This window comes from Sphingosinicella sp. YJ22, assembly GCF_011320075.1.
Taxonomy (GTDB): Bacteria; Pseudomonadota; Alphaproteobacteria; order Sphingomonadales; family Sphingomonadaceae; genus Allosphingosinicella.
Genome location: NZ_JAANPA010000043.1, coordinates 1 through 24,399 on the forward strand (window position 1 = coordinate 1; position 24,399 = coordinate 24,399).

Below are 24,399 nucleotides of genomic sequence, written 5' to 3' on the forward strand. Positions count from 1 at the left end.
GGCCGGGGCGGGGGCAGCGGCCGGAGCGGGCGCTGCGGCGGCGGCGGGCGCGTGCGCCATCGGCGCGGCGTGCATGACCGGAGCGGCGGCGATGGTGCGCTTCACGGAAATCTTGCGGTCGCCATCCTCGACCTCGATCTCGGTGAGGTCGTTGGCGTTGAGCATCTCGGCGAGCTGGCGGATGAGGTCGGTGTCGACCCGCATGGCCCCGTTGGACCCGTTATCGTCGTTCATAGTCTATCCCCTGTTCGGGGCTCCCTGTCAGAGACGTGCGGCCGCGTCCAGCGCGAGCTCATAGCCCAGCGCCCCGAAACCGCAGATGCTCCCTTTGGCGGCGCGAGCCACCAGGCTTGTGTGCCGGAAGGATTCGCGCGCCTGCGGATTGGACAAATGGACCTCGATCACCGGCACCGCGACCGCCTTGATCGCGTCATGGAGGGCGACGGAGGTGTGGGTGAAGCCGCCGGCGTTGAGGATTACCGCCCTCGCGCCCTCGGCCTCGGCCTCGTGGAGCCAGTCGATGAGGTGGCCCTCATGGTTTGACTGGCGAAGGTCGATGGCGAAACCGAGCTCACGGCCACGATCTTCCAAGCGCCCCGCGATGTCGTCGAGCGTGTCGGATCCGTAGATTTCCGGCTCGCGAAGTCCCAGCAGGTTGAGATTGGGACCGTTGAGCACATAGATGGTAGGGCGGCTCGCCATTGGCGCGGCCCTATATGACTAACTTATTGCAGTGGAAAGCCTTGGACATGACGACCACCGACGGCACGCTCTCGATCACGGTCAACGGCCAGCACCGGCGCGTGACCGGGGGGATCACCATCGCCGAGCTCGCCGCCGAGCTTGGTTTGGTGCCGGAGAAGGTCGCGGTCGAGCGCAATTTGGAGATCGTGCCGCGCTCGACCCTGGCCGAGGTCAAGGTAGAGGACGGCGACGATTTCGAGATCGTCACTTTTGTGGGTGGCGGCTGAACCCGCCCCTCGACTTTGTTCGAGGCGACGGACTAGGGCGAAGCCATGAACGCAATGAATGAGATCGAGGCCTCCGACAGCTGGTCGGTCGCGGGCCAGAGCTTCACTTCCCGGCTGATCGTCGGCACCGGCAAGTACAAGTCGTTCGAGCAGAACGCGGCGGCTGTCGAGGCGTCGGGGGCGGAGATCGTCACCGTCGCGGTGCGGCGGGTCAACGTGTCCGACCCGAACCAGCCGCTGCTGACCGACTTCATCGATCCCAAGCGCTACACCTATCTGCCCAATACCGCGGGCTGCTTCACCGCCGAGGACGCGATCCGCACCCTTCGGCTGGCGCGTGAGGCGGGCGGCTGGGAGCTGGTCAAGCTCGAGGTGCTGGGCGAGGCGAAGACGCTCTATCCCGACATGCGCGAGACGCTGAAGGCGACTGAGGTGCTGGTCGCCGAGGGCTTCAAGCCGATGGTCTATTGCGTCGACGATCCCATCGCCGCGAAGCAGCTCGAGGAAGCCGGCGCGGTGGCGATCATGCCGCTGGGCGCGCCGATCGGCTCGGGCCTCGGGATCCAGAACCGCGTGACGATCCGGCTGATCGTCGAGGGCGCCGGGGTGCCGGTGCTGGTCGACGCCGGAGTTGGCACCGCTTCGGACGCCGCGGTGGCGATGGAGCTGGGCTGCGACGGCGTCCTCATGAACACCGCGATCGCCGAGGCCAAGGACCCGATCATGATGGCGCGGGCGATGAAGGCCGCGGTCGAGAGCGGCCGTCTCGCCTACCGCGCCGGCCGCATGGGCCAGCGCCGCTACGCCGACCCGTCGAGTCCGTTGGCGGGGTTGATCTGATTTCGTCTATACACGTATATACGCGCTATGGGTGTGATCAGGACCAAAGCGTTCAAGAGCGGCAACAGCGTCGCCGTGCGTCTGCCCAAGGAATTGGGAATCAGCGCCGGAGACGAGCTTCTGATCGAGCAGAATGGCAGCGGCGCCACGATCACGCGCAAGCCGAAGATGACCACTCGCGAAATGATCGCCGCGCTGCGCAGGCTGCCGAGGCCGTCGAAGATCCAGGAGCGGGAGCCGATCGAGTTTCCCGAACGGCCTGGCCTCTAGCGGGTGGCGCACCTGCTCGACACGAGCGTCGCGATCCTGCTTCGTGACGGCGAGCCCGAGATCGTGGACCGGGTTGACGCCTTGGAATCTCGCCCGCTCCTATCGGTGGTGGCTCGCGTCGAGCTCGAAGGCGGAGTGTATCGCGACCCCCAGGATGCGGCGCTGCTACGTGAACGTCTCGATCTCATGCTCGCCGGCTTCGATCAGATCGATTTCCGCACCGAGGACGCTGTCGCTTATGGCCGCATCGTTGCGGCACTGGGCTATTCTCGCAGGCAGATCGCGGACCGCATGATCGCTGCGCAGGCGATCGTCGCCGGCGCGATCCTGGCAACGCTCAACCCACGAGACTTTCAAGGCATTCCCGACCTTCAGCTCGAAGATTGGTCGGCCCGACCGGCGTAGCGGGCAAGCCACACCGTAGGTCCGGAGCCGCCCGGCTCGCCTGACGTGAACGCCAGCACTTCGAAACCATTTTCCGCGAGCAGCGCGCGATATTCATCGGGCGCGAGGCTGGCGTGGTAGAGGGGCTCGCCTTGCCATTCGCCGATCGCCTCGCCGGCCTCGGTGCCGCTGGTGAACATGAGCAGGGCGCCGGGTGCGGCGTGGGCGGCAAAGACCGGGAACATGTCGCGCTGGTCGTCGGCGGCGAGGTGGAAGAGGCTGTGCCAGGCGAGGAGGGCGTCGAAGCGGCGGCCGAGGGCCAGGCGGCGCATGTCGGAGACGCGCCAATCCGCCTGCGGGAAGCGTTCGCGGGCGCGGGCGATCAGGTTCGGCGACGAATCCACGCCGGTGACCGCGAAGCCGCGTGAGAGGAGCCGAGCGGCGACCGGTGCGCCGCCACCGCAGCCGATGTCGAGGATCCTGGCGCCGGGCGGGAGCGCATCGGCGAGGGCGTCGAGATGAGGAATCTCCGGCGCGGACAAGCCGCGGCCACGGACCCCGTCCCAGGCGTCCGCCGTTTCGTCGTAGAGGCCGATGATCCGCTCGTGCATCGTGCGGAACCCTGGCCCGCTCGCCTTTCAGACTCTCGCCGTGAAGACGTGAGCGGACATGTCCACATCCAGAGCGGGACCTGAGAGACGTTCGAGCGCCTTCGCTGCCGCTTCCACGGCTGCGTCGAGCCGCGTCGCGTCGCGCGCCTCGATCTCGGCGCGGAGGGGGCTGCCGCGGCACATTCCGGTCGCGGCCTCGTGCGCCGAGGAAGCGCGGCAGGGCAGGACCACGGTCTCGAAGGAGATGTCGGAAAAGCCCGCGGCGCGCAGGTCGGCCTCGATCCGGCTCGGGTCGTGATAGCCGAACGGCGTGCGCTGGAGGAAAGAGGGGGGATCGTCGGGAAAGACCTCGCCCATCGCCTCCGCCATCGCCTTCGAGGCGGGATTGGCATCGAGGCTGTCCCACGCGTTGAAGATGAAGGCGCCGTCCCCGCGCAGCACCCGGCGCGCCTCGCGATAGGCCCCGACGCGGTCTGGGAAGAACATCACGCCGAACTGGCACACGACCGCGTCGAAGCCGTCGTCGGCGAAGGGGAGCGACTGTGCATCCGCCGCCTGGAAGGCGACCCGGGGTGACGCGATCCGCTCGGCCGCCACGTCGAGCATCGCCTGGTTGAGGTCGGTGGCGACGATGTCCGTCTCGGGGAGGGCCTCGGCCAGCGCGGCGGTGACGATGCCGGTGCCGGCCGCCGTCTCGAGGAGGGCCCTGGGCCGAAGGGGTGCGACTCGGCGGGCGAGGTCGAGCGCATAGGGTTCGAACAGCATCGGCCCGAGGCAACGGTTGTATATGGCAGGGATCGAGCCCGCGAATGCGCTGTCGATGGATGCCATTGTCACCTCCCTTCCGGAACGGCGGCGGCGAGTGTCGGTTACAGCCGCGGCAGGAGAAATGAATGCCAGATTTCGGCGCCCTTCGCGAGCGGATGGTGGCGCAGCAGATCGCCGGCCGGGGCCTGGTCGGCGCGGCCCTGCTCGGCGCCTTCCGCGAGGTGCCACGAGAGCTGTTCGTCGCGCCCGACCTTGCCGGCGAGGCCTATGAGGACCGGCCGCTGCCGATCGAGGCGGGGCAGACCATCTCCCAGCCCTATATCGTCGCCTTCATGATCGACGCGGCGCGAGTCCGGCCCGGCCAGCGCGTGCTCGAGATCGGCGCCGGGTCGGGCTATGCCGCCGCCATCCTTGGACGCATCGCCGCCGAGGTGGTGGCGATCGAGCGCCATGGCGAGTTGGCGCGGCTCGCAGCCGAGCGCATGGAGCGGCTCGGCTATGACAACGTGCGGATCGTCGAGGGCGACGGCACCCTCGGTTTCGCGGCGGGCGCGCCCTATGACGCGATCCTCGCCGCGGCGGCCGGGCGCGACGTGCCGGAGGCGCTGCTCGACCAGCTTGCGGACGGCGGCGTGCTGGTCATGCCGGTCGGCGCGCCGGGCGGGGCGCAGCGGCTGGTGCGAGTGCGGCGCCGGGGCGAGCGCTTCGATCGCGAGGAGCTGGAGGCGGTGCGCTTCGTGCCGCTGATCGGCGAGCAGGGCTGGCCGGAGCAGAGGTCATGAATCCGCTCGCGTCGTTCGTTGAGCCGCTCCCCGACATCGCGGAGGCCGCCTTCGCCGAGGCGTTCGACCGCTATGGCAAGGCGCGCGTGATCCTGCTCGGCGAGGCGAGCCACGGCACGTCCGAATTCTACCGCGCCCGCGCCGCCATCACCCGGCGACTGATCGAGCGGCACGGCTTCAATATCGTCGCGGTCGAGGCCGACTGGCCGGATGCGGCGAACATCGACCGCCTCGTCCGCCACCGCCCGCGCCGCGACGGCGAGGAAGCGGCGTTCCAGCGCTTCCCGACCTGGATGTGGCGCAACGCGGAGGTCGACGGCTTCGTGCGCTGGCTTCACCGGTGGAACGAGGGGCGGGCGGAGCAGGGGCAGGCCGGCTTCTACGGGCTCGACCTCTACAATCTCAGCGCGTCGATGCGGGCGGTGATCGACTATCTCAAAGAGGTCGATCCGGAGGCGTCGGAGATCGCGCGGGCGCGCTATGCCTGCCTGCAGCCCTACAGCCGCAATCCGGCGGCCTATGGCGCGGTCGCGCTGAGCGAGGGCTATGCGAAGTGCGAGAAGCAGGTGCTGGCGATGCTTCGCGACCTCCAGGCCAACCGCATGCAGTACAGCTACCAGGACGGCATGGAGTGGCTCGACGCGGCGGCCAACGCACGGCTCGTCGCCAATGCCGAGGCCTATTACCGGGCGATGTATCACGGCTCGGCACAGAGCTGGAATCTGCGCGACACCCATATGTTCGAGACGCTGTGCCAGCTGCTCGACGCCGCAGGGGCGGACAGCAAGGCGGTGGTGTGGGCGCACAACAGCCACATCGGCAACGCCGCGCATACCGAGATGGGCCAGGTCAGGGGCGAGCTCAACATCGGCCAGCTGGTCAAGGAACGGTTTGCCGACGCGGCGCGGCTGATCGGCTTCGGGACCCACACCGGCACGGTCGCCGCGGCCGACGACTGGGACGCGCCGATGCGGGTCAAGCAGGTCCGCCCGTCCTTGCCCGGAAGCTGGGAGCGGTTGAGCTTCGAGACGGGCGAGCCGCGCTTCCTCCTCGACCTTCGCGATCCGCCCGAGGCGACTCTGGAATCGCGGCTCGAGCGCTTCATCGGTGTCATCTACCGCCCGGAGACCGAGCGCTGGAGCCATTATGCCGAGGCGGAGCTCGGCAACCAGTTCGACGGCTGGGTCTGGTTCGAAGAGACCGAGGCGGTGACCCCGCTGCCCGGCCCGCAACGCCCCGGCGAGGACGATCTGTGGCCGTTCGGGCTGTGACGGGAGGAACGTTCGCCCAGGGGCTTCGTTCGTCTAAGCAACTGCAACAATTTGGAGAAATTCGATGGGTGAGCTTGGCGACAAGATCAAGGGCAACGTCAACGAGGCGGCCGGCAAGCTGAAGCAGCAGAGCGCCAACCCGGCGACTCGCGACGAAGGCGCGGCGCAGGAGCTCCACGGCAAGGGCCAGCAGTTCAAGGGCAAGGTCAAGGGCCTGCTCGGCGACGACATCTGACCAAGCCGACGCACAAGGGAGGCCGCCGGCCGGGCGCCCCCGGCATTTAACGAACCGTAAGGACCGGGACTGGTAGCAACGCTGGTGCCCGGGCCTTCGCGCGCGGGCCAGGTGTCACTCTGGGGACGGTGACCGTCGGGGGGCGGGAGCCGGCGGGAAGCGCTGGATGAAGCTGAAGTCGCGTCTGGTCAGCGGGTTGCGCAACGCACGTCCGGGCGAGATCGCGGAGCAGGCCGGCCCCGAGCTCGGCGACGACCTCGCCATCGAGCTGGTGCGCAGCTTCGAAGGGCAGGGCAGCGGCTGGTTCTGGCGCACCGACCGCACCGGACGCCTCGTCTACATCTCGGCAAAGGTTGCCAAGCTGCTCGACGAGGACGAAGCCGGCCCGCTCGGCCGGCCGCTCATCGAGCTTCTCGAAATGAGCGGCGAGGTGTCGGGCTCGGAGCGGACTCTGAATTTCTACCTCAACGCGCGGACCTCCTTCTCCAATTTCGAGGTGCGCGCGGCGAACGGATCGACCGACCTCATCTGGTGCATCTGGGGCCGGCCGCTGCTCGACGAGTCGGGCGAGTTCGCAGGCTTTGCCGGCTACGGCACCGACCTCACCGCGGAGCGCCGCTCGGACGCCGAAATCAAGCGGCTGGCCCTGTCGGATTCGCTGACCGGCCTCGCCAACCGGGCGCGGATGCGCGACCAGCTCGCCCAGATGGTTTCGCAGCTCGAGATCTCAAAGCGTCCCATCGCCCTGTTCATGCTCGACCTCGACCGGTTCAAGGCGGTCAACGACACGCTCGGTCACCAGACCGGCGATCAATTGCTCAAGGTCGTCGCGCAGAGGCTCGAGCGGACGGTCGGGACCATCGGCCTCGTCGGGCGGCTCGGCGGCGACGAGTTCCAGGTGATCCTGTCCAAGTTCAACGACGAGAAGCAGCTGGAGCGGCTGGCCGACGCGATCATCGTCGCGCTGTCGCAGCCCTACGTGCTCAACGGCACCAGCCTGTCGATCGGCTGCTCGATCGGTGTCGCCCTGGCACCGAACCATGCCCGCGATTCCGAGACCCTGGTGCGCAACGCCGACCTCGCCCTCTATGCCGCCAAGGCGTCGGGACGGGGCGCCTATTGCTTCTTCCGGGACGATCTGCTGACCCAGGCGCAGACCCGCAAAACGGTGGAGGACGAGCTTCGCGCGGCGCGTGACAAGGGTCAGTTCCGGCTGGTCTACCAACCGGTGGTCAGCACCGCGACGAAGCGGGTGGCGGGCTATGAGGCGCTGATCCGCTGGGACCATCCCGAGCACGGCCCGATGTCGCCCGCCGAGTTCATTCCGATCGCCGAGGATTGCGGCCTCATCCACTCGATCGGCGAGTGGGTGCTTCGCACCGCCTGCGAGGAGGCGGCGTCGTGGCCGGTCGCGGCGCGGATCGCGGTCAACGTGTCGCCGGTCCAGTTCATGAAGCCGACCTTGCCGGCGATCGTGACCAACGCGCTTGCCCAGTCGGGCCTCGACCCCGATCGGCTTGAGCTGGAGATCACCGAGGGGGTTTTCCTCAACGGAGACCAGACCACCGCCGACATGTTGAAGACGCTGAAGCGGGCCGGCGTTCGGCTGGTGCTCGACGATTTCGGCACCGGCTATTCCTCGCTCGCCTATTTGAAGAAGGCGCCGTTCGACAAAGTGAAGATCGACCAGTCCTTCGTGAAGGGCGCGAGCCACGATCCGCACAATGTCGCAATCATCAAGGCGGTGGTGGCGATCGCCGAGACCCTGGAGCTGGAGACGACGGCCGAGGGGGTCGAGACCCAGGACGAGATCGGGCTGATCACCGAGCTCGGCTGCTCGCACATCCAGGGCTGGGTCTACGGCAAGGCCGTTCCGCCGTCGGAAGTGCCCGCCCAACTGGCCGAGTTGGGGGAGGCCAAGGCGGTTGGGCGCAAGATCAGCCGCCCGCCGCGGCAGAAGCTGCTGCGCACGGCGACGCTGCGCGCGGGAAGCGCGCGCGAGCCGGTCCGAATCCGCGACATCTCCGTTCGCGGCGTGATGTTCGACCAGTTCAAGCTGGCGATCGCTCCGGACCAGCCGGTTGAGATCGAGATCACCGAGGGCCCGATGGTGCACGGCACCGTGCGCTGGGTCCGCGACGGCAAGGCCGGGGTCGAGCTTGCCGAGCCGCTCAACCTCGAGGCGCTTGCCGCCCGGCCGAAGCGGCCCTCGATCCTTCGCCGCTAGGCGCGGGATCGCAGCGCGGAGATGGTCAGGGCCGGGGTGATCTGCTCGATGTCGGTCTTGAGGTGGAGGAGGCGAACGCCCTTCTGCGCCATCGCTTCCTTAAGCGCGCCGGCGAAATCCGCCGTTCGCTCGACCGTCGCGCTCCAGGCGCCGTAGGCGCGGGCGAGGGCGGCGAAATCGGGATTGGCCAGGGTCGTGCCGCTCAGGCGGCAAGGATATTCGCGCTCCTGGTGCATCCGGATGGTGCCGTAGCTGCCATTGTCGACGAGGAGGATCAGCAGGTTGTCGACGCCTTGCGCGACCGCCGTCGCAAGCTCCTGCCCGTTCATCAGGAAGTCGCCGTCACCGGCGGCGCACAGGATCTGGCGGTGGGGCGCGCGGATCGCGGCGGCGACCGCGGCGGGCAGGCCATAGCCCATCGAGCCGTTGGTCGGGGCGAGCTGGCTCGGGCAGCCGGCATAGCGCCAGAAGCGGTGGAACCAGGCGGAGAAATTGCCGGCGCCGTTGCAAATGATGGTGTCGGCCGGAAGCGCGTCGCGCAGGGCGAGGACGACCTGGCCCATGTCGAGGGCGGTGTCGTTGAGCTTCGGCGTCGACCACTCCAGCCAGTCGGCATGGGCCTGGGCTCCGGCATCGAAATGGATGACCTCGTCGTCCCAGGCGGCGCAGAGCTCGGCGAATTCCTTAACGTCGGCGCAGATCGGCAGGTCGGTGCGGTAGACCCGGCCGAGCTCGGACGGATCCGGGTGAACGTGAACGAGCGTCTGGTCGGGATGGTCGGGCGTGATCAGCTTGTAGCCGTCGGTGGTGGCTTCGCCGAGGCGGGCGCCGACCGCGATGACGAGGTCGGCGTCCTTGACGCGCTGGACCAGTTTCGGATTGGGCCCGTAGCCGAGATTGCCGGCCCAGACCGGGCTGTCGTTGGGGATCGAATCCTGGCGTCGGAAGGCGCCGGCGACAGGGAGGCCAATGCGCTCCGCCCATTCGGCGAAGGGCGCGGCGGTGCCTCGGCACCAACCGGCGCCGCCGACGATGGCGATGGGCGAGGTGGCGTCCTTCAGGAGATCCATCATCGCCGAAACGGCGAGGGGGTCTGCGGCCTGCGCTGCGCGCGGGACGGCCGGGCGGTCCACGGCCTCGACCGAGTCGGTCAGCATGTCCTCGGGGAGGACCAGCACCACCGGGCCGGGACGGCCGGAGACTGCGGTGCTCCAAGCGCGTGCGACATATTCGGGGATTCGCGCGGCGTCCTCGATCCGCGCCACCCATTTGGCGAGCGGCGCGAACATCAGGCCGAAATCGACCTCCTGGAAGCCCTCGCGGTCGCGGTCGCCGCGCGCGACGTCGCCGATGAACAGGATCATCGGCGTCGAATCCTGGTGCGCGACATGGATCCCCACGCAGGCATTGGTGGCGCCGGGGCCGCGGGTAACGAAGGCGATTCCCGGACGGCCGGTCATGCGCGCGTCGGCATCGGCCATATAGGCGACGCCGCCTTCCTGGCGGCACACGACGAGATCGATCTCGGGCGTGTCGTGGAGTGCGTCGAGGACGGCGAGAAAGCTTTCGCCCGGCACCGTGAAGATGCGGTCGCAGCCTTGGGTGCGGAGTTGGTCGACGAGGATTCGGCCGCCGGTGCGCTTGGTGGTCATGGCGACCGACTAGCGGCACCGGCGGCGATATTCCAGCTAGGCGCCCGGATCCCAGAAAACGGACAGCGCGAGGCTGGCCATCAGCACCGCCTCGCGCTCGGTGCCGGGCGCTCGGGGGGCGTAGATCGTCTTGTTGCCGCCGTTGAGGTCGACCGCGCCGATCTGCCGGCCGTCGATGTCGAAGGCGTAGCCGAGCGGAGTGCCGCTTGGGACCCGGCCACCCTCCATGTCGTGGATGGCGCGGATCCCGATCCGCATGTCGCCGAGCTGGAGCTCGCCGGCTCGGGTACGGCCGGCGAGAAGGCCGCGCGAGGTCGGCACCTCGGCGAGCAGCAGCTGGGCGGTGAGGGGCTCTCGGTCGCGTTCGAACTCGCAGCCGTAGGCGAGGCGGTCGCCGGACACGGTGACGGCGCCGGCGTCGAGCTCGCTTTCGTGGAAGCCGCAGCTGGCGGTCACCCGGCCGCCAAGCTCGGGACCGGCGATGTCGAAGCCGCCGCGGCCGACATTGTGGACGAGGATGTGGCCTCGGGTCTGGAGCGCCTGGCGGACGAATCGGCCCTGCGAGGCGCCGAGCGTGAAGTCGCCGCGCTCGCCATGGCCCATCCCGGCGACCTCGAGCCGCTCGGTCCCGGCGGCGAGATCGGCTGGCATCGCGATGCGGGCCTCCTGGACGCAACCGGCGAGCGCCGTCGCGCCGAGCGCCGCGATTGCGAGCTTCATTCCCCTCATGTCATTCCCTCCCCTTACGCGAACAATGACCGGCAGACTGGGGGCGCGATTCTGTCGCGGGGCTGAACCATACTGACATCCGTGTCAGCGCTTGACCGGTCGGGAAGGCGGGGTAGGTGTGGGGAAACCCCTACGAGGAGAGCGAGGATGACCAAGAGCGAAATGGCCGGCCGGATGAACGAGGCCCAGGCCTGGCTTCCGGGCAAGCGCGTGAAGATCGACTTTGGCGGCGAAGGCGTAGTGATGCTCGACGGCGCCGCTCAGCAGGTGACGGAGGAGGACGGCCCGGCCGACACGACGATCAAGGTGTCGTGGGCGGACTGGCAGGATCTCGCCGAGGGCAAGCTCGACGGCATGACCGCGTTCATGCAGGGCAAGCTGAAGGTCGAGGGCGACATGTCCAACGCGATGCAGCTGCAGGGCGTGTTCGCCAAGCTTCGCTCCTAAGCGGCTTTTGATAAGCCCCTCCTCTTCAGAGGAGGGGTTGGGGTGGTGACGGCGCTCCGCGCCGTACGAGCCTGCGGCTCGCCCCCACCCCTTGATCCCCTCCCCTGAAGGGGAGGGGTTTGGGATGTCACCGAATCGGGCAGCTCGGATCGAGGCGGAAGTCGAGATAGTCGTCGACCGCCTTCATCAGCTCCGGCATCTCGTTGACGAAGAAGTGGTTCGCGCCCGGGATCGTCTTGTGCTCGACGGTGATTCCGCGCTGGGTGCGCAGCTTTTCGACCAGCTTGACCACCGCGGGCGGGGTGACGACCTCGTCGGCCTCGCCCTGGATGATGATTCCACTCGCCGGGCAGGGCGCCAGGAAGCTGAAATCATACATGTTGGCGGGCGGCGCGATCGAGATGAAGCCGCGCGCTTCGGGCCGGCGCATCAGGAGCTGCATGCCGATCCAGGCGCCGAAGGAGAAGCCGGCGACCCAGGTCTGCTCGGCCTCGGGATGGACCTGCTGGATCCAGTCGAGCGCGCTCGCCGCGTCGGACAGCTCGCCGATGCCGTTGTCGAAGATGCCCTGGCTGCGCCCGACTCCGCGGAAATTGAAGCGAAGCGTCGCGAAGCCGCGCTTCACGAAGTCCTTGTACAGGGCCAGGGTGATCGGGTGGTTCATCGTTCCGCCGCCCTGCGGGTGCGGGTGGAGGATGATCGCGACCGGCGCGCGCGGGCGCGGACCGGGCTGGAAACGACCTTCGAGGCGGCCTTCGGGACCGGGGAAAATGACTTCGGGCATTGCACCTGCGTCTGGAATAGGGTGAGACCGGCTGGGCCGGAATGAGCGCGCCTCCTATATGGGAATTTCGCGAAATTCCACAAATCTGAGTCTTCGACGTGTCCCAGCGCCCCCGCATCTATCTCGATCACGCCGCGACGACGCCGATCCTGCCGGCGGCGAAGGCGGCGATGACGGAGGCGATGGAGCGCTGGGCCAATCCCAGCTCGCCCCATGCCGAGGGCCGCGCGGCTCGGGCGGCGCTGGAGGATGCGCGGGCGCGGATCAAGCGGGCGCTCGGCTGGGACGGCGAGGTGATCTTCACCTCGGGCGCAAGCGAGGCGATCGACATCGCGCTGCGCGGCCGGCCGGCCGGGCAGCTCGCCGTGACCGCGGTCGAGCATGATGCGGTGCATCGCGCCGCCGGGGGCGCGGCCCGCCTGCCGGTGTCCGCCGACGGCGTGATCGATCCCGCCCAGGCGCTTCCCGCCACGGCCGCGATCCAGGTCGCCAACAACGAGACCGGCGTGCTTCAGCCATGGCGCGACCTCGCGCCGCTCCGCGCGCAGGGCCATGTCCTGCTCGCCGACGCGGCGCAGAGCGCCGGCAAGCTTGCGCTTCCCGATGCCGACATGGTCGCCGTGTCGGCGCACAAGCTCGGCGGGCCGCCGGGCGTCGGAGCGCTGCTGGTGCGCAGCCATGCGCTGCTGAAGGCGATTGGCGGGCAGGAGCAGGGCTATCGTCCCGGCACGCACAATCTGCCGGGCATCGTCGGCTTCGCCGCCGCGCTCGAGACGCGCGAGGACTGGATGGAGCGCGCCGCGGAGCTTCGCGCCCGGCTCGAAGCGCGGCTGGTCGCGGCGGGAGCGGAGGTGGTCGCCGCCGGCGCGCCGCGCATCCCGACGATCGGGGCGTACCGGATGGCGGGCGTGCCGAGCGAAGCGCAGCTGATCCATTTCGACCTGTCCGGAATCGCCGTGTCCGCCGGCAGTGCCTGCTCGTCGGGCAGCCTCAAGCCGAGCCACGTCCTCGCGGCGATGGGCTGGGACGAGACCGCGTCGCGCGAGATCATCCGGGTCAGCTTCGGCCCGCAAACGACGGCACAGGAGGTGGACGCCTGCGCCGCCGCCTGGGAAGCGCTCGCGCAGCGCCGCTCCGCGGCATGACGCCGATCTATCTCGATTATCAGGCGACGACGCCGCTTGCGCCCGAGGCGGCGGCGGCGATGCGGCCGTGGCTGGACGACAAGTTCGCCAACCCGCACAGCGCTCATCGGCTCGGGCGGGAGGCGGCGGCTGCGGTGGAAGTGGCGCGGGAGCAGGTGATTGCAGCGCTGCAGCGAAATGGAGGCGGACGGCTCTTCTTCACCTCAGGCGCGACCGAGGCGATCAACTGGGCGCTGAAAGGGGCGTTCGCGCGGCTGCCGGAAGATCGGCGGCGCGTCGTGACGGTGGCGACCGAGCACGCCGCCGTGCTCGACACCGTGGAATGGCTCGGCCGCATGGGCGTCGAGGTGGACATCCTCCCCGTCGGTCCCGACGGACTCGTCGATCTCGACCTTGCCGCCGCCCGCATCGACGAGCGCACCGGCCTCGTCGCCGCGATGCTGGTCAACAACGAGATCGGCGTGATCCAGCCGGTGGCGCAACTGGCCGGGCTCGCCCGTGCGAGGGGCGCGCTGTTCCTGTGCGACGCGGTGCAGGGGTTCGGACGCGTGCCGCTACCGCTCGACGCCTGCGACATGGTCGCCCTGTCCGCCCACAAGGTCCACGGTCCCAAGGGCATTGGCGCCTTGTGGGTGCGCGATGGAGTCGCGCTCGATCCGCTTCTCCACGGCGGCGGGCAGGAGGGCGGCCTCCGTTCGGGGACCCTGTCGCCGGCGCTGTGCGTCGGCTTCGGCGCGGCGGCCAAGCTGCTGGTCGAGCGCGCAGACATGGACCAGGCGCATGTCGCGAGGCTGGCGGACCTCGCCCGAGCCCGCATGGACAGCTGGATCCTCAATGGATCGCCGGGCCACCGCTATGCCGGCAATCTCAACATCCGCCGCCCCGGAGTCGACGCCGCGCGCCTGATCGCCGACGTGCGCGAGGTCGCCTTCTCCGCCGGCTCGGCCTGCGCCAGCGGCTCGGGCCGGCCCAGCCACGTGCTGCGCGCGCTCGGCCTCGACGATTCCGCGGCGCGCTCCTCGATCCGCCTCGGCTTCGGCCGCTACACCAGTGAAGACGAATTGAGCCTCGCCTTGGACCTCATCGACGCCGCCGCCGAACGCCAGCTGAGCCTCGCCGCATGACTCGGGTGACCTTCATTTCCGCCGACGGCCGCGAGGAGCGCGAGGTCGAGGCGCCCGCCGGCGAGCGCCTGCTCGACGTTGCCCAGGCGGTCGGCGAGCCGCTCGAAGGGACGTGCGAGGGCCAGATGGCCTGCTCGACCTGCCATGTCATCGTCGCGGCGGAGGATTTCGACCGCCTGCCCCCCGCCAGCGAAGAGGAGGACGACCTGCTCGACCTTGCTGCCCATGTCACCCGCACTTCGCGGCTCGCCTGCCAGATCGTCCTCACCGAGGAGCTCGGCACGCTCACCGTGCGCATGCCCAGGGACGCACATGACATGCAGCGGACGGGACGATGATGCGGGGACTCTTCGCCGCCGGGCTCGCTCTTCTCGCAGCCTGCGCATCGCCGATACCCGCCGCTCAGCCGGCGCCGGCGCAAGCCGACTCGCGCCTGGCCGACATCGAGCGCCGCACCGGCGGCCGGCTCGGCGTGGCTCTGCTCGACGGACGCGGGCGGACTGTCCTCGGTCACCGCACGGGCGAGCGCTTCGCGATGTGCTCGACCTTCAAGTTCCAGCTTGCCGCGATGATGCTCGACGGCGCGGATGACGGGCGCTGGCGGATGGAAGACGTCCTTCCGCTCACCCCGGCCGACACGGTGCGCGGCCATGCGCCGGTTGCCGAGCGGCTTCTGCCGACCGGGCGAATCACCCTGGCGCAGGCGGCCGCGGCCAGCCAGATCCAGAGCGACAACGCGACCGCCAACCTGCTTCTGCGCCGGGTCGGCGGCCCGGCGGCGTTCACGGCGTGGCTGCGCGGAATCGGCGATTCCGAGACCCGGCTCGACCGCTACGAGCTCGAGCTCAACGAAAACCGGCCGGGCGACCCGCGCGACACCACCACGCCGACGGCTTACGGCGAGACGATGCGCCGCCTCATTTTCGGCGACGTTCTCGGGGGCCCAAGCCGCGAGCAATTGCGCGCCTGGACCAGCGCCACCACCACCGGCCAGCGCCGGGTCCGCGGGGCACTGCCCGCGGAATGGCCGGCCGGCGACAAGACTGGGACGTGCGGAACCGCGTTCAACGACATCGCCTGGTTCCGCAGCCCGGATGGCGCCGAGTGGGTCCTGGCAGCGTTCCTCGATCGCCCGATCGTCCCCGCCGCCCAGGCCGAGGCCGCGCTCGCCGAGGTCACCGCGATCGCATTGGAACGCACCCGGTAGCGGGGCTTATCGGCTCCACCAGCGTCGCAACGCCGCCGCCAGCGGCCGGGAGCGGACGAGCAGCAGGTCGACGATCTCGGGGCCCTCGGTGGCGCCCATCTCGCTTTTGTAGCCGGCGTCGCCCGAGCCCCAGTCGACGCGCGTGATCCCGCGGTCGGCGGCGCGCTCGAAATCCCGGTAGAGCAGCAGCTTGCCGGCGCCGAAGGCGGCGAAGCGCTGGCTGTAGCCGTTGGCGATGTCGTGGCGGACCCCGCCCGCTTCGACACCGAAGGCGAAGGCCGCCGGTGCGCCGCCGACCGTCAGCAGGCTGCAGGTGATCATGTCGGCGATTGCGGGGTCCTGTGCCGCGCGCTCCCACATGCGGCGTCGCTCGGCATCGTGGAACTTGGCGTCGGCCGCGCCGCCGATTCCGGACAGCCAGGATTCGGCCTCGATGCGGGCGATCGAGTCGCGGTCGGCCGCCGTCCAGTCGCGGCCGGTGACGAAGCGATATTCGACCTCGCCATGAGCGGCGAGCTTGCGCTCGCGTCGTCGGTTGCTCGCCTGCGACGAGGTGCGCGGCCAGGGACTGTCCGCGCGGAGTCGGGCGAAGTCGAGCTCGAACGAGGCGCCGAGGCGGCGCGGCAGAATGGTCCAGCCGGCCGCCGGCGCGGCGTCGCGCAGGCGCTCGGCGGTGGGATCGTCGGCGAGCACCGGGCCCATCCGCCAGACCGGCCCGAGGAAGGAGCGGATCTCGCGCCGCGCGAGCAGGCCGGCAAGCTCGGCCGCGGTCGCGTCGAGGGCGACCGGGAAGCTGCGGAACGGCCAGTAGCTGCCGGGGATCGCGGCGATGCCGATCGGCCCGACCCCGCGGCGCAGGCGGGGCAGGGCGGCGAGCGGCGATCCGTCCGGCCGTTGCACGACCAGGGCGCGCAGGCGCTGGCCCGCCTCGGCCTCGAACCAGGCGTGGCGCAGGAAGGCGTGGCGCGGGTCGGCCGCCGCCGCGACCGCGTCGAACGCGGCGGGCGTCGCCGGGGCAATGACCAGATCGCCGCTTTGGGTCCCGCGCATCAACATCGCGCCGGCTTTGCGCCCGCAGCGGTAAAGATGGCGTGACGGGGGACGGCTTTACGCTTTGTTTCGCCGTGCCGGGCTAAGGCCGCGTCATGGCGACCCGCGTGCTCATCACCGTCGACACCGAATTGGTGTGGCGCCACCACCAGGCCGGCCGGTCGTGGCAGGACAATTTCGCGCGCTCCTACGAGGCGGCCGGGGTCGGCGTGCCCTACCAGCTGCGCCTGCTCGCCGAACATGGGCTCAAGGCCTGCTTCTTCGTCGACCCGATGCCGGCGCTCGTCCACGGCATCGAGCCGGTCGAGTGCATGGTCGCGCCGATCCTCGCCGCCGGGCAGGAGGTCCAGCTCCATCTCCATCCCTTCTGGGCGCGCTCCGGCGAGGCGTTTCGCGAGCTCAATCAGTTTGCCTTCGAGGAGCAGCAGGTCCTGATCGCCCAGGCCCGCGCGCTGCTCACGAAAGCCGGGGCGCCGGCGCCGATCGCGTTCCGCGCGGGAAGCTATGCCGCCAATGCCGACACGCTGCGCGCGCTCGGCGCGCTCGGCCTGCGTTACGACAGCAGCCACAATGGCTGCGAGCCTCTCAGCGCGGTTCCCGTCGATCGGGCGCAGCTCGCGCCGGCCATGGTCGAAGGAGTCGTCGAGATCCCGGTCGGCCAGATCGAGCATCAGCCCGGCCGTTTGCGCCACCTCCAGCTGTGCGCGGTCTCGTTCGCGGAAATGCGCGCCGCGCTCGATCATGCGGTGCGCGAGGATCATCCGCTGGTCACCATCGTCACCCACAGCTTCGAGCTTGCCAGCCGCGACGGCCTGCGCCGCAACGGCCTTGCGGTGAGCCGCTTCAAGCGCCTGTGCCGCTACCTCGCCGACCATCGCGAGACGCTGCCGACCGCGCATTTCGCCGATCTCGGCGATCTCGCGCTCGGCGGCGGCGCACGGCCGTTCCGCAGTCCGCGGCTGCTCACCTTCGGGCGCATGGCCGAGCAGGCCTGGGGCAATGCCCGCTATGAGCGAACCCGTCGTGTCGGCTGAAGCGGTCGCCACGCCGGTCGCGCTGCCGTTCCAGGTCGGCGCGCGAACGCTCGCGAGCGTAAAACGGCGGCTCGTCCGGCTGTCGGTGCCGCTCGAGCAGGCGCTGGACGGCGTTCCGCTGACCCTGCCGGGCCTGCCGCCCCAGGCCGACGGCTATTTCATCCGGGCGCTTCCCGATGCGATGGGCGAGGCACTCCATGCGCTGGGCCTGCGCGCCTTCGTCCGCCAGTCCTATCCGCGCCATTATGCCCGACTCGATTTGGACTTCGACGCATGGTTCGCGAGTCTGTCCGGCAACGCCCGCTCGACCCTGAAGCGCAAGCGCCGCAAGCTCGCGGAGGCGTCCGGAGGCACCCTCGACGTCCGCCAGTACAGCCGGCCCGGCGAGGTCGGGGAATTCTTCTCCCATGCCCGCGCCGTCTCGGCCGACACCTATCAGGAGAGGCTGCTGGACGCGGGCCTTCCCGCCGACGCGCTGCCGGAGATGCGCGCGCTGGCGGAACGGGGCGCGATGCGCGGCTGGCTGCTGTTCCTCGGCGAGCGGCCGATCGCCTATCTCTACGCGCCGGCGCAGGGGCGGACTTTGCTCTACGCCTATCTCGGCTATCGCGCCGAGCTCGCGCCGCTGTCGCCGGGCAGCGTCCTTCAGCTCGAGGCGATGCGCATGCTGCTCGAGGAAAAGGCCTTCGCCTATTTCGACTTCACCGAGGGCGACGGCCAGCACAAGCGCCAGTTCGCCACCGCCGCGCTGCCCAGCCACGATCTGCTTCTGGTGCGCGACACGTTCGGCAACCGCACCACGCTTCGAACCCTCGACGCATTCGATTCTTCCGTCGCGCTCGCCAAGCGCGCCGTCCGGCGCCTCGGCCTTGGCGGAGTGGCCCGCGCGGTCCGGCGCTGATAGACCGGCCGCGCCATGCGGCTCCAGACCGACGCCATCATCATCGCCGTCCGCCCGCATGGCGAGCATGGCGCCATCGTGCGCGCGCTGACTCCGGCCGAGGGCGTCCAGGTGGGCTATGTTCGCGGCGGCCGCTCGCGCGCGCTTCGCCCGGTGCTCGTCCCCGGCAACGATATCGCCGCCGAGTTCCGCGCCCGCACCGACGAGCAACTTTCCCACCTGACCGCCGAGCTGTCGCACAGCCGCGCGCCGCTCCTCGCCGAGCCGCTCGCCGCCGCGGCGATCGAATGGGTGACGGCGCTGACCGCGGCCGCGCTTCCCGAGGGTCAGCCTTATCCGGCGCTCTATGCCGGCCTCTCGGGGGTTCTGGCGGCGCTCGAGGCGGCGCCGAGCGCGCGCGGCTGGGCGGCGGCTTTGGTCCGCTACGAGCTGCTCCTGCTCGGCGAGCTCGGCTTCGGCCTCGACCTCGGCGAATGCGCGGTGACGGGTACAGCCGGGAATTTGCGCTACGTCAGCCCGAAGAGCGGGCGGGCGGTCAGCGCGGAGGGGGCGGGGGCCTATCGCGACCGGCTGCTGCGGCTGCCGACCTTCCTGATCGGCGGCAAGGAGGCGCCGGGCTGGCCCGACATCCTCGACGGCTTCGCGGTCACCGGCCATTTTCTCGCCCGCGACGTGCTCATCGAACGCCAGGCCGACATCCTCGCCGCGCGCCACCGCCTGCTCGACCGTCTCCACCGGATCGGCGGTTGACCTCGCCGGCGCGGGGGTGAAGGTTGGCCCGGTGAAAGAGCTTTTCCCCCACAGCGCCAAGACTGGCGACATCGTCGTCCGGGTGTCGGTCAGCTACCTTCCCGAGCAGTCGGAGCCGTCCAAGGGTCGCTGGTTCTGGGCCTATCACATCCGCATCGAGAATGAGGGCGAGGCGCGGGTCAAGCTGGTCAGCCGCGAATGGGTGATCCGCGACGGCCGCGGCAACCGCCACGAGGTGAGCGGCGAGGGCGTGGTCGGCGAGAAGCCGGTGATCGAGCCGGGCCAGGCGTTCGATTACGTGTCGGGCTGCCCGCTCGCGACTCCGACCGGGTCGATGGAAGGGCGCTACCACATGGTGGCGTCGGACGGGTCGAGCTTCGCGGTCGAAATCCCGCGCTTCCCGCTGGTCGCGCCGGCGGTGATGAGCTGAGCCGTCAGGCGAAGGCGCGGGTGGCGCCGCGGCTCCTGGCATTGGCCTGGCGGATCAGGTCGGGCAGCATGATGCCGTCGACCGCCCACCAGACGAGCGCCGCGCCGAGCAGGTAAAGGCCGTAGAAGTTGGCGGACAGGAAGAGCAGCACGCCGACCAGCCGCAGGCTGATCTGGGCGAACGCCATGGAACTGGATCCGACATAGAAACGGTGCGCGGCGAACTGGCCGAGCAGGAACCACAAGATATAGCCCGTGCCGATCGATTTCGGCTGGGCATTGCTGGAGGCGGGCAAATCGTCCGAGCCGGGCGGCTCGACATAATCGCCTTCCTGCTGGCGGCGGGCGCGCTCGGCGGCGATGAACGCCTCGCGGCGGCGGTCCATCTCGCTCGCCTCATCGGCTTTGCCGAAGCTGATCGGTCGGCGTTCCGGCTCCTCGGAGCCCTGGCCCTTGCGGCCGAAGGAGGCGCGCTGCTGCATGGCGGCTGCCTAACAAAGCCGCGGATAAGATTGGGTTAAGGACGTTAGCGGACGAGCGGGAGAGCGCGGCCGACGAGCGGGATGAAGCGGCCCTCGTCGATTGGCGCGGCCGGGTTGTTCCAGCTCGCCGTGACCACATGCCAAGCGCCTTCATTGTTGCGGACGAGCCAGGTGAGGTTGATCACGCCGGCCTCCGAACCGCCCTTGAAGCCGAGATAGCTGTACGGCGCGGCGGCGGGACGCGGCATGCCGGGGCTGATCGCCAGGATGCCGTGAGTGGTCTCGTCGCCGTTGCGGCGGAGCCAGTCCATCACCCGGGCGAGGTCGGCGGCGGACGCGAACCATTCCACCGTGTCGATCGCCAGTGGCGTGCCGGCGCCGAGGCGGGTGACGTCGATCGCCGCTCCGCCCTCCTCGTAGCGCTCGCGCAGCATGCGCCGGCGGGCGGCCTCGTCGGCGCCGCGCCACTGGGCGATGACCGGGGCGTCCTCGGCCTTGAGCTGGAACGCTTCCATCGTGGTCAGGAACGGGCGGTTGCGCGCCGCCGAGCGCATGCCCATCGTCGCCATCATTCGCTCGACATTGTCCCGTCCGGCGAGGCGCAGCAGAGCGTCGGTGGCGGTGTTGTCGCTGCGCGAGATCATCAGCCCGGCGAGCGTATGGACCGTGACCGGCGATCCGAGCGGCCAATCCTGGAGCAGCCCGCTCGGCAGCGAGTGGCGCTCGATCGGCACGACCTGGTCCCAGCCCAGCCGGCCGGCGCCGACCTGGCGGGAGATTTCGCCGAGGATGATCAGCTTGAAGGTCGAGCCGATCGCCAGTGCTTGGTCGGGATTGTGGCTCGCGACCAGGGTCGGACCGGACTCGTCGAGCCGCGCCACCGCGAAATTGACCTGGCCGGGCAGTTCCCGAAGCTCCTGCATGATCGCCGCGAAGCTGTCGCCGCCGATCGGCTCGACTCCGGTGACGAGCAGCTGGACGATTCGATGCGGCGCCTGCGGCTCGATCCCGAGGTCCATGACCAGGATGGCGCGCTCGGTGCGGATTCGGATCGTGCCCGCGGTCGCCGAGCGGGGCTGGACCGAGTCCAGCGCCTGGACCGCGCCATGCTGCTGGGCGAGGCTTGCCGAGATCTGGTTGATCTGCGCCTCGGGCACCTGGGCGAGGAAGCCGGGAGCGAAGGTGGTGCCGAGGTCGCCCGTGCCGCGAAGGACGTTGACGACGGCCTCGGCCGCCTCGCGAAGCTCCTGCGACGCCGGGGCCGCCGCCGGCGGCTGGGCGACTGCGACGGCGGGCGCCGCCGGCAACGCGATGGCAAGGCCGATGAGAAAAGCTCGCATGATGATGTCCCCCCGAAGGCAAATCTAATCGAAACCAGTGCCCGCTTCCACCGTTACAGGTCCGAAGCTTTTCCTGGGAGGACCATCATGCCCGTTGCCACCACCAGTCTGGTCGAGCGCATCGCCCGAGTCATCGCGGGGCGCGTGCTCAGCGCCAATGCCGATGGCGACGATCCGTCCGCCGCCGACAAGGTCGACGAGGTGTGGTTCATGTACCGCGACGACGCGGTGTCGATCCTGAAGACGATGCGCGAGCCCGACGAGGCGGCGGCGCGGGCCGGCGACCCGGCGATGTGGGAGCGGATGATCGAGGCGTCGATCGAATCCGCCGCCGCCTCGGCCTGATCAGAAGGCGTCGAGGAAGGGGCTCAGCGCCCACAGCGACGGGCCCGCGAGGAGCACGCCGACGGCGACGTCGAAGCCCCGGATCGGGCGGATCCGGACTCCCCGGCGCGGGTTGTTGACCGCGTCGGTGACCGTCGCGAAGAGGATGAACAGCCCGCACCCCGCCGTCGCGACGAGCGCCAGCACATAGGGCAGCACGAAGGTCTCGGGCCAGCGGCCGTAGAGCACCCACAGCAGCAATGCCGCCACCGCCGCGACGGCGCCGTAGGCCGTCACGCGCGGGACGCTGGCGAAGCGGGTCATGCGTCGATCGCTTCCTCGTCCAGCTCGGCGGCGTGGCTCTGGATGAAGGCGAAGCGGTGCTCGGGGTTGCGGCCCATCAGCCGGTCGACGAGGTCGCGGACGGCGCTTCGCTCCTCATAATCCTGGGGCAGGGTGATTCGGATCAGGCTGCGCGACTTCGGGTCCATGGTGGTCTCGCGAAGCTGGCCCGGATTCATCTCGCCGAGGCCCTTGAAGCGGCTGACCTCGACCTTCTTGCCCTTGAACACCGTGCGCTCCAGCTCGGCGCGGTGCGCGTCGTCGCGGGCATATTCGATCGTCCCGCCGTTGACGAGCCGGTAGAGCGGCGGCTGCGCAAGGTAGAGCGCGCCCTTGCGGACGACGTCCGGCATTTCCTGGAAGAAGAAGGTCATGAGCAGGGTGGCGATGTGGGCGCCGTCGACGTCGGCGTCGGTCATGATGACGATCCGCTCGTAGCGAAGGTCGTCGGGATTGCAGCGGTCGCGGGTGCCGCAGCCCATCGCGAGGGTGAGGTCGGCGATCTCCTGGTTGGCTCGGATCTTGTCCGCGGAGGCGGAGGCCACGTTCAAAATCTTGCCGCGGATCGGAAGGATCGCCTGGGTCTTGCGGTCGCGCGCCTGCTTGGCCGAGCCGCCGGCGCTGTCGCCCTCGACGATGAACAATTCGGTGCCCGCGGGATCGTCGTTTGCGCAGTCGGTGAGCTTGCCGGGCAGACGCAGCTTGCGCGCCGAGGTCGCGGTCTTGCGCTTGACCTCGCGCTCCTGCTTGCGCTTCAGGCGCTCGTCCATGCGGTCGAGCACGTAGCCGAGCAGCGCCCGCCCGCGATCCATGTGATCGGACAGGAAGTGGTCGAAATGGTCGCGGACCGCATTTTCCACGAGCCGCGCCGCATCCGGTGACGTGAGCCGGTCCTTGGTCTGGCTCTGGAATTGCGGGTCCTTGATGAACACCGACAGCATCAGCTCGGCGGGCGCGAGCAAATCCTCGGCCTGGATGTCCTTGGCCTTCTTCTGGCCGACCAGCTCGCCGAACGCGCGGATGCCCTTGGTCAGCGCGGCGCGAAGGCCCTGCTCATGGGTGCCGCCGTCGGGCGTGGGGATGGTGTTGCAATAATAGGAGGCGGCGCCGTCGCTCCACAGCGGCCAGGCGACGGCCCATTCGACATTGCCCTGGCCGCCCGGAAACTCCTGCTTGCCGGCGAAGAACTGGTTGGTCGCGCACTCGCGGACGCCGACCTGCTCCTTGAGATGGTCGGCGAGGCCGCCGGGGAATTGGAACACCGCCTCGGCGGGGATGTCCTCGCCGTCGTTGATCAGCGACGGATCGCAGCGCCAGCGGATCTCGACCCCGGCGAACAGATAGGCCTTGGAGCGGGCGAGCCGGTACAGCCGTGCCGGGCGGAAATGCGCCGCCTCGCCGAAGATGTCGGGATCGGGGGTGAAGGCGATGGTGGTGCCGCGCCGGTTGGGGGCGGCGCCGATCTTCTCCAGGGGGCTGGTCGCCAGGCCGCGCGCGAAGGTCTGGCGGTAGAGCTCGCGGTTGCGGGCGACCTCGACCACGGTGTCGGTTGACAAGGCGTTGACGACGCTGACTCCGACGCCGTGGAGGCCGCCGGAGGTCGCATAGGCCTTGTCGGAGAATTTGCCGCCGGAGTGGAGCGTGGTGAGGATCACCTCGAGCGCCGACTTGCCGGGATATTTGGGATGCTCGTCGACCGGGATTCCGCGGCCGTTGTCGGTGATGGTGAGCCGGTTGCCGGGCTCGAGCGTCACCTCGATCCGGGTGGCGTGGCCGGCGACCGCCTCGTCCATGCTATTGTCGAGCACCTCGGCGGCGAGATGGTGGAGCGCGCGCTCGTCGGTGCCGCCGATATACATTCCGGGCCGCCGCCGAACCGGCTCCAGCCCCTCGAGCACCTCGATATGGGAGGCGTCATACTCGGCCGCCGTGCGGGAGGAGGACGCGAACAGATCGTCTGACATGGCGGAACTATGGGAGCGGGGAGGCGGGGAGGCAAGTTGCCCGGATGTTCTATCCACAGGGGCGGTGCGCCGGAGCGCATTGCGGGAATCCGCGACAAGGCGGGGATCGCTGGCCGCGGCGCGGAGTTGGGGCTAGGGGCCGATCCAGCCGTCGCGGCGGCGGCCCTGATACAGTGGAGTTCGAATGGCCGGTTTCAAAAGTCCCGATTTCAACGAGCGCATGGCCGCGGCGCGCGCCGCCAAGCAGGCCGCGCTCGACAAGCTGCGCAACAAGCCGGCGGCCGATCCCGCGGTGATCGCCGAGCGGCAGGCGGTGCGCGCGGCGCGCACCGCCTG

Annotated in this window: 28 protein-coding genes and 2 pseudogenes; 18 read left to right on the forward strand and 12 right to left on the reverse strand. The window is 69.7% G+C overall.

Features of this window, described 5'->3' with window-relative positions:
- Nucleotides 1-234: pseudogene (locus G7B71_RS13415) on the reverse strand (acetyl-CoA carboxylase, biotin carboxyl carrier protein); the annotation flags it as partial.
- Between the two features lie 27 nt (nt 235-261).
- Nucleotides 262-702, reverse strand: a complete 441-nt coding sequence (gene aroQ, locus G7B71_RS13420) for a type II 3-dehydroquinate dehydratase (protein ID WP_166041719.1) — start codon at nt 700-702, stop codon at nt 262-264.
- A gap of 47 nt (nt 703-749) precedes the next feature.
- Between aroQ and thiS the strand changes: the two are divergent.
- From thiS to G7B71_RS13440, 3 genes and pseudogenes are all read left to right on the forward strand, one after another.
- A pseudogene (gene thiS / locus G7B71_RS13430) lies at nt 750-1,811 on the forward strand (sulfur carrier protein ThiS).
- Between the two features lie 27 nt (nt 1,812-1,838).
- Entirely contained in the window at nt 1,839-2,081 is a 243-nt protein-coding gene (locus G7B71_RS13435) for an AbrB/MazE/SpoVT family DNA-binding domain-containing protein (protein WP_166041724.1), read from the forward strand.
- Between the two features lie 3 nt (nt 2,082-2,084).
- Nucleotides 2,085-2,486 carry a PIN domain-containing protein gene (locus G7B71_RS13440; RefSeq protein WP_166041727.1) on the forward strand — a complete coding sequence of 134 codons (402 nt, stop codon included), beginning with the start codon at nt 2,085-2,087 and terminating at the stop codon, nt 2,484-2,486.
- On the opposite strand, the gene G7B71_RS13445 is transcribed toward G7B71_RS13440, so the two are convergent.
- Both G7B71_RS13445 and G7B71_RS13450 read right to left on the reverse strand, forming a co-directional pair.
- Nucleotides 2,453-3,076, reverse strand: a complete 624-nt coding sequence (locus G7B71_RS13445; RefSeq protein WP_166041729.1) for a class I SAM-dependent methyltransferase — start codon at nt 3,074-3,076, stop codon at nt 2,453-2,455. The genes G7B71_RS13440 and G7B71_RS13445 overlap by 34 nt on opposite strands.
- A gap of 27 nt (nt 3,077-3,103) precedes the next feature.
- Complete coding sequence (locus G7B71_RS13450) at nt 3,104-3,907, reverse strand: methyltransferase domain-containing protein (RefSeq protein WP_166041732.1); 804 nt, start codon at nt 3,905-3,907, stop codon at nt 3,104-3,106.
- 62 nt (nt 3,908-3,969) lie between these two features.
- Between G7B71_RS13450 and G7B71_RS15735 the strand changes: the two genes are divergently transcribed.
- The 4 genes from G7B71_RS15735 to G7B71_RS13465 all read left to right on the forward strand — a co-directional run bounded on the left by G7B71_RS15735 (nt 3,970) and on the right by G7B71_RS13465 (nt 8,359).
- Nucleotides 3,970-4,626 (forward strand): protein-L-isoaspartate(D-aspartate) O-methyltransferase, encoded by a 657-nt coding sequence (locus G7B71_RS15735; protein WP_243406246.1) that lies wholly within the window; start codon nt 3,970-3,972, stop codon nt 4,624-4,626.
- Nucleotides 4,623-5,897, forward strand: coding sequence for an erythromycin esterase family protein (locus tag G7B71_RS13455; RefSeq protein ID WP_243406247.1), 1,275 nt, complete (start codon nt 4,623-4,625; stop codon nt 5,895-5,897). Before G7B71_RS15735 ends, G7B71_RS13455 begins: the two co-directional genes overlap by 4 nt.
- Before the next feature lie 64 nt (nt 5,898-5,961).
- On the forward strand, nt 5,962-6,132 hold the full coding sequence (locus G7B71_RS13460) for a CsbD family protein (protein ID WP_166041735.1): 171 nt from the start codon (nt 5,962-5,964) through the stop codon (nt 6,130-6,132).
- A 166-nt stretch (nt 6,133-6,298) separates the two neighbouring features.
- Nucleotides 6,299-8,359: an EAL domain-containing protein gene (locus tag G7B71_RS13465; protein WP_166041737.1), complete on the forward strand. Its 2,061-nt coding sequence runs from the start codon at nt 6,299-6,301 to the stop codon at nt 8,357-8,359.
- Here G7B71_RS13465 and G7B71_RS13470 read toward each other — a convergent pair.
- Nucleotides 8,356-10,011, reverse strand: coding sequence for a thiamine pyrophosphate-binding protein (locus G7B71_RS13470; protein ID WP_166041739.1), 1,656 nt, complete (start codon nt 10,009-10,011; stop codon nt 8,356-8,358). The genes G7B71_RS13465 and G7B71_RS13470 overlap by 4 nt on opposite strands.
- A gap of 36 nt (nt 10,012-10,047) precedes the next feature.
- Nucleotides 10,048-10,740: a hypothetical protein gene (locus tag G7B71_RS13475; protein WP_166041741.1), complete on the reverse strand. Its 693-nt coding sequence runs from the start codon at nt 10,738-10,740 to the stop codon at nt 10,048-10,050.
- Nucleotides 10,741-10,887: 147 nt separating this feature from the next.
- Between G7B71_RS13475 and G7B71_RS13480 the strand changes: the two genes are divergently transcribed.
- Entirely contained in the window at nt 10,888-11,187 is a 300-nt protein-coding gene (locus G7B71_RS13480; protein WP_166041742.1) for an SCP2 sterol-binding domain-containing protein, read from the forward strand.
- Nucleotides 11,188-11,314: 127 nt separating this feature from the next.
- On the opposite strand, the gene G7B71_RS13485 is transcribed toward G7B71_RS13480, so the two are convergent.
- Nucleotides 11,315-11,971 (reverse strand): alpha/beta hydrolase, encoded by a 657-nt coding sequence (locus G7B71_RS13485; protein ID WP_166041744.1) that lies wholly within the window; start codon nt 11,969-11,971, stop codon nt 11,315-11,317.
- Nucleotides 11,972-12,069: 98 nt separating this feature from the next.
- Between G7B71_RS13485 and G7B71_RS13490 the strand changes: the two genes are divergently transcribed.
- Genes G7B71_RS13490 through bla form a run of 4 tightly spaced genes read left to right on the forward strand, consistent with a single transcriptional unit; the run spans nt 12,070 to nt 15,447 of the window.
- Nucleotides 12,070-13,116 carry an aminotransferase class V-fold PLP-dependent enzyme gene (locus G7B71_RS13490; RefSeq protein WP_166041746.1) on the forward strand — a complete coding sequence of 349 codons (1,047 nt, stop codon included), beginning with the start codon at nt 12,070-12,072 and terminating at the stop codon, nt 13,114-13,116.
- Nucleotides 13,113-14,240 carry a cysteine desulfurase family protein gene (locus G7B71_RS13495; RefSeq protein WP_166041748.1) on the forward strand — a complete coding sequence of 376 codons (1,128 nt, stop codon included), beginning with the start codon at nt 13,113-13,115 and terminating at the stop codon, nt 14,238-14,240. The genes G7B71_RS13490 and G7B71_RS13495 overlap by 4 nt, the downstream gene beginning before the upstream one ends.
- A complete protein-coding gene (locus G7B71_RS13500; RefSeq protein ID WP_166041750.1) occupies nt 14,237-14,578 on the forward strand; it encodes a 2Fe-2S iron-sulfur cluster-binding protein in 342 nt (113 codons plus the stop codon). The genes G7B71_RS13495 and G7B71_RS13500 overlap by 4 nt, the downstream gene beginning before the upstream one ends.
- Nucleotides 14,578-15,447: a class A beta-lactamase gene (gene bla, locus G7B71_RS13505; protein WP_166041778.1), complete on the forward strand. Its 870-nt coding sequence runs from the start codon at nt 14,578-14,580 to the stop codon at nt 15,445-15,447. Before G7B71_RS13500 ends, bla begins: the two co-directional genes overlap by 1 nt.
- 6 nt (nt 15,448-15,453) lie before the next feature.
- Here bla and G7B71_RS13510 read toward each other — a convergent pair whose 3' ends face one another.
- Nucleotides 15,454-16,497: a GNAT family N-acetyltransferase gene (locus tag G7B71_RS13510; RefSeq protein ID WP_166041752.1), complete on the reverse strand. Its 1,044-nt coding sequence runs from the start codon at nt 16,495-16,497 to the stop codon at nt 15,454-15,456.
- Nucleotides 16,498-16,592: 95 nt separating this feature from the next.
- Between G7B71_RS13510 and G7B71_RS13515 the strand changes: the two genes are divergently transcribed.
- From G7B71_RS13515 to apaG, 4 genes are read left to right on the forward strand one after another with little or no spacing between them, the layout of a single operon-like run.
- Entirely contained in the window at nt 16,593-17,531 is a 939-nt protein-coding gene (locus tag G7B71_RS13515; protein ID WP_166041756.1) for a polysaccharide deacetylase, read from the forward strand.
- Nucleotides 17,506-18,432 (forward strand): GNAT family N-acetyltransferase, encoded by a 927-nt coding sequence (locus G7B71_RS13520; RefSeq protein ID WP_166041758.1) that lies wholly within the window; start codon nt 17,506-17,508, stop codon nt 18,430-18,432. The genes G7B71_RS13515 and G7B71_RS13520 overlap by 26 nt, the downstream gene beginning before the upstream one ends.
- A 15-nt stretch (nt 18,433-18,447) precedes the next feature.
- A complete protein-coding gene (recO, locus tag G7B71_RS13525; protein WP_166041760.1) occupies nt 18,448-19,182 on the forward strand; it encodes a DNA repair protein RecO in 735 nt (244 codons plus the stop codon).
- Nucleotides 19,183-19,213: 31 nt separating this feature from the next.
- Nucleotides 19,214-19,612: a Co2+/Mg2+ efflux protein ApaG gene (gene apaG, locus G7B71_RS13530; RefSeq protein WP_166041762.1), complete on the forward strand. Its 399-nt coding sequence runs from the start codon at nt 19,214-19,216 to the stop codon at nt 19,610-19,612.
- Nucleotides 19,613-19,616: 4 nt separating this feature from the next.
- On the opposite strand, the gene G7B71_RS13535 is transcribed toward apaG, so the two are convergent.
- The gene (locus G7B71_RS13535) at nt 19,617-20,093 is read right to left on the reverse strand and encodes a TM2 domain-containing protein (RefSeq protein ID WP_166041764.1); all 477 of its coding nucleotides are present in this window, start codon (nt 20,091-20,093) and stop codon (nt 19,617-19,619) included.
- Between the two features lie 44 nt (nt 20,094-20,137).
- Complete coding sequence (locus G7B71_RS13540; protein WP_166041766.1) at nt 20,138-21,433, reverse strand: serine hydrolase; 1,296 nt, start codon at nt 21,431-21,433, stop codon at nt 20,138-20,140.
- 87 nt (nt 21,434-21,520) lie between these two features.
- Here G7B71_RS13540 and G7B71_RS13545 point away from each other — a divergent pair, with 87 nt between their 5' ends.
- Nucleotides 21,521-21,778 (forward strand): hypothetical protein, encoded by a 258-nt coding sequence (locus G7B71_RS13545; protein ID WP_166041768.1) that lies wholly within the window; start codon nt 21,521-21,523, stop codon nt 21,776-21,778.
- Here G7B71_RS13545 and G7B71_RS13550 read toward each other — a convergent pair whose 3' ends face one another.
- Together G7B71_RS13550 and parE are read right to left on the reverse strand one after the other, a co-directional pair.
- On the reverse strand, nt 21,779-22,081 hold the full coding sequence (locus tag G7B71_RS13550; RefSeq protein WP_166041770.1) for a hypothetical protein: 303 nt from the start codon (nt 22,079-22,081) through the stop codon (nt 21,779-21,781).
- On the reverse strand, nt 22,078-24,063 hold the full coding sequence (gene parE / locus G7B71_RS13555) for a DNA topoisomerase IV subunit B (protein ID WP_166041774.1): 1,986 nt from the start codon (nt 24,061-24,063) through the stop codon (nt 22,078-22,080). Before parE ends, G7B71_RS13550 begins: the two co-directional genes overlap by 4 nt.
- A gap of 184 nt (nt 24,064-24,247) precedes the next feature.
- On the opposite strand from parE, the gene G7B71_RS15740 reads away from it, so the two are divergent.
- Nucleotides 24,248-24,399, forward strand: a 152-nt coding sequence (locus G7B71_RS15740) for a DUF6481 family protein (protein ID WP_279338409.1), incomplete at its 3' end; no start/stop codon positions are given.

Coding starts and splice junctions, on each gene's coding strand:
- aroQ (WP_166041719.1), bottom strand. CDS start 702: ATGGCGAGCCGCCCTACCATCTATGTGCTCAACGGTCCCAATCTCAAC.
- G7B71_RS13435 (WP_166041724.1), top strand. CDS start 1,839: ATGGGTGTGATCAGGACCAAAGCGTTCAAGAGCGGCAACAGCGTCGCC.
- G7B71_RS13445 (WP_166041729.1), bottom strand. CDS start 3,076: ATGCACGAGCGGATCATCGGCCTCTACGACGAAACGGCGGACGCCTGG.
- G7B71_RS13450 (WP_166041732.1), bottom strand. CDS start 3,907: ATGGCATCCATCGACAGCGCATTCGCGGGCTCGATCCCTGCCATATAC.
- G7B71_RS15735 (WP_243406246.1), top strand. CDS start 3,970: ATGCCAGATTTCGGCGCCCTTCGCGAGCGGATGGTGGCGCAGCAGATC.
- G7B71_RS13455 (WP_243406247.1), top strand. CDS start 4,623: ATGAATCCGCTCGCGTCGTTCGTTGAGCCGCTCCCCGACATCGCGGAG.
- G7B71_RS13460 (WP_166041735.1), top strand. CDS start 5,962: ATGGGTGAGCTTGGCGACAAGATCAAGGGCAACGTCAACGAGGCGGCC.
- G7B71_RS13465 (WP_166041737.1), top strand. CDS start 6,299: ATGAAGCTGAAGTCGCGTCTGGTCAGCGGGTTGCGCAACGCACGTCCG.
- G7B71_RS13470 (WP_166041739.1), bottom strand. CDS start 10,011: ATGACCACCAAGCGCACCGGCGGCCGAATCCTCGTCGACCAACTCCGC.
- G7B71_RS13475 (WP_166041741.1), bottom strand. CDS start 10,740: ATGAGGGGAATGAAGCTCGCAATCGCGGCGCTCGGCGCGACGGCGCTC.
- G7B71_RS13480 (WP_166041742.1), top strand. CDS start 10,888: ATGACCAAGAGCGAAATGGCCGGCCGGATGAACGAGGCCCAGGCCTGG.
- G7B71_RS13485 (WP_166041744.1), bottom strand. CDS start 11,971: ATGCCCGAAGTCATTTTCCCCGGTCCCGAAGGCCGCCTCGAAGGTCGT.
- G7B71_RS13495 (WP_166041748.1), top strand. CDS start 13,113: ATGACGCCGATCTATCTCGATTATCAGGCGACGACGCCGCTTGCGCCC.
- G7B71_RS13500 (WP_166041750.1), top strand. CDS start 14,237: ATGACTCGGGTGACCTTCATTTCCGCCGACGGCCGCGAGGAGCGCGAG.
- bla (WP_166041778.1), top strand. CDS start 14,578: ATGCGGGGACTCTTCGCCGCCGGGCTCGCTCTTCTCGCAGCCTGCGCA.
- G7B71_RS13510 (WP_166041752.1), bottom strand. CDS start 16,497: ATGCGCGGGACCCAAAGCGGCGATCTGGTCATTGCCCCGGCGACGCCC.
- G7B71_RS13515 (WP_166041756.1), top strand. CDS start 16,593: ATGGCGACCCGCGTGCTCATCACCGTCGACACCGAATTGGTGTGGCGC.
- G7B71_RS13520 (WP_166041758.1), top strand. CDS start 17,506: ATGAGCGAACCCGTCGTGTCGGCTGAAGCGGTCGCCACGCCGGTCGCG.
- recO (WP_166041760.1), top strand. CDS start 18,448: ATGCGGCTCCAGACCGACGCCATCATCATCGCCGTCCGCCCGCATGGC.
- G7B71_RS13535 (WP_166041764.1), bottom strand. CDS start 20,093: ATGCAGCAGCGCGCCTCCTTCGGCCGCAAGGGCCAGGGCTCCGAGGAG.
- G7B71_RS13540 (WP_166041766.1), bottom strand. CDS start 21,433: ATGCGAGCTTTTCTCATCGGCCTTGCCATCGCGTTGCCGGCGGCGCCC.
- G7B71_RS13545 (WP_166041768.1), top strand. CDS start 21,521: ATGCCCGTTGCCACCACCAGTCTGGTCGAGCGCATCGCCCGAGTCATC.
- G7B71_RS13550 (WP_166041770.1), bottom strand. CDS start 22,081: ATGACCCGCTTCGCCAGCGTCCCGCGCGTGACGGCCTACGGCGCCGTC.
- parE (WP_166041774.1), bottom strand. CDS start 24,063: ATGTCAGACGATCTGTTCGCGTCCTCCTCCCGCACGGCGGCCGAGTAT.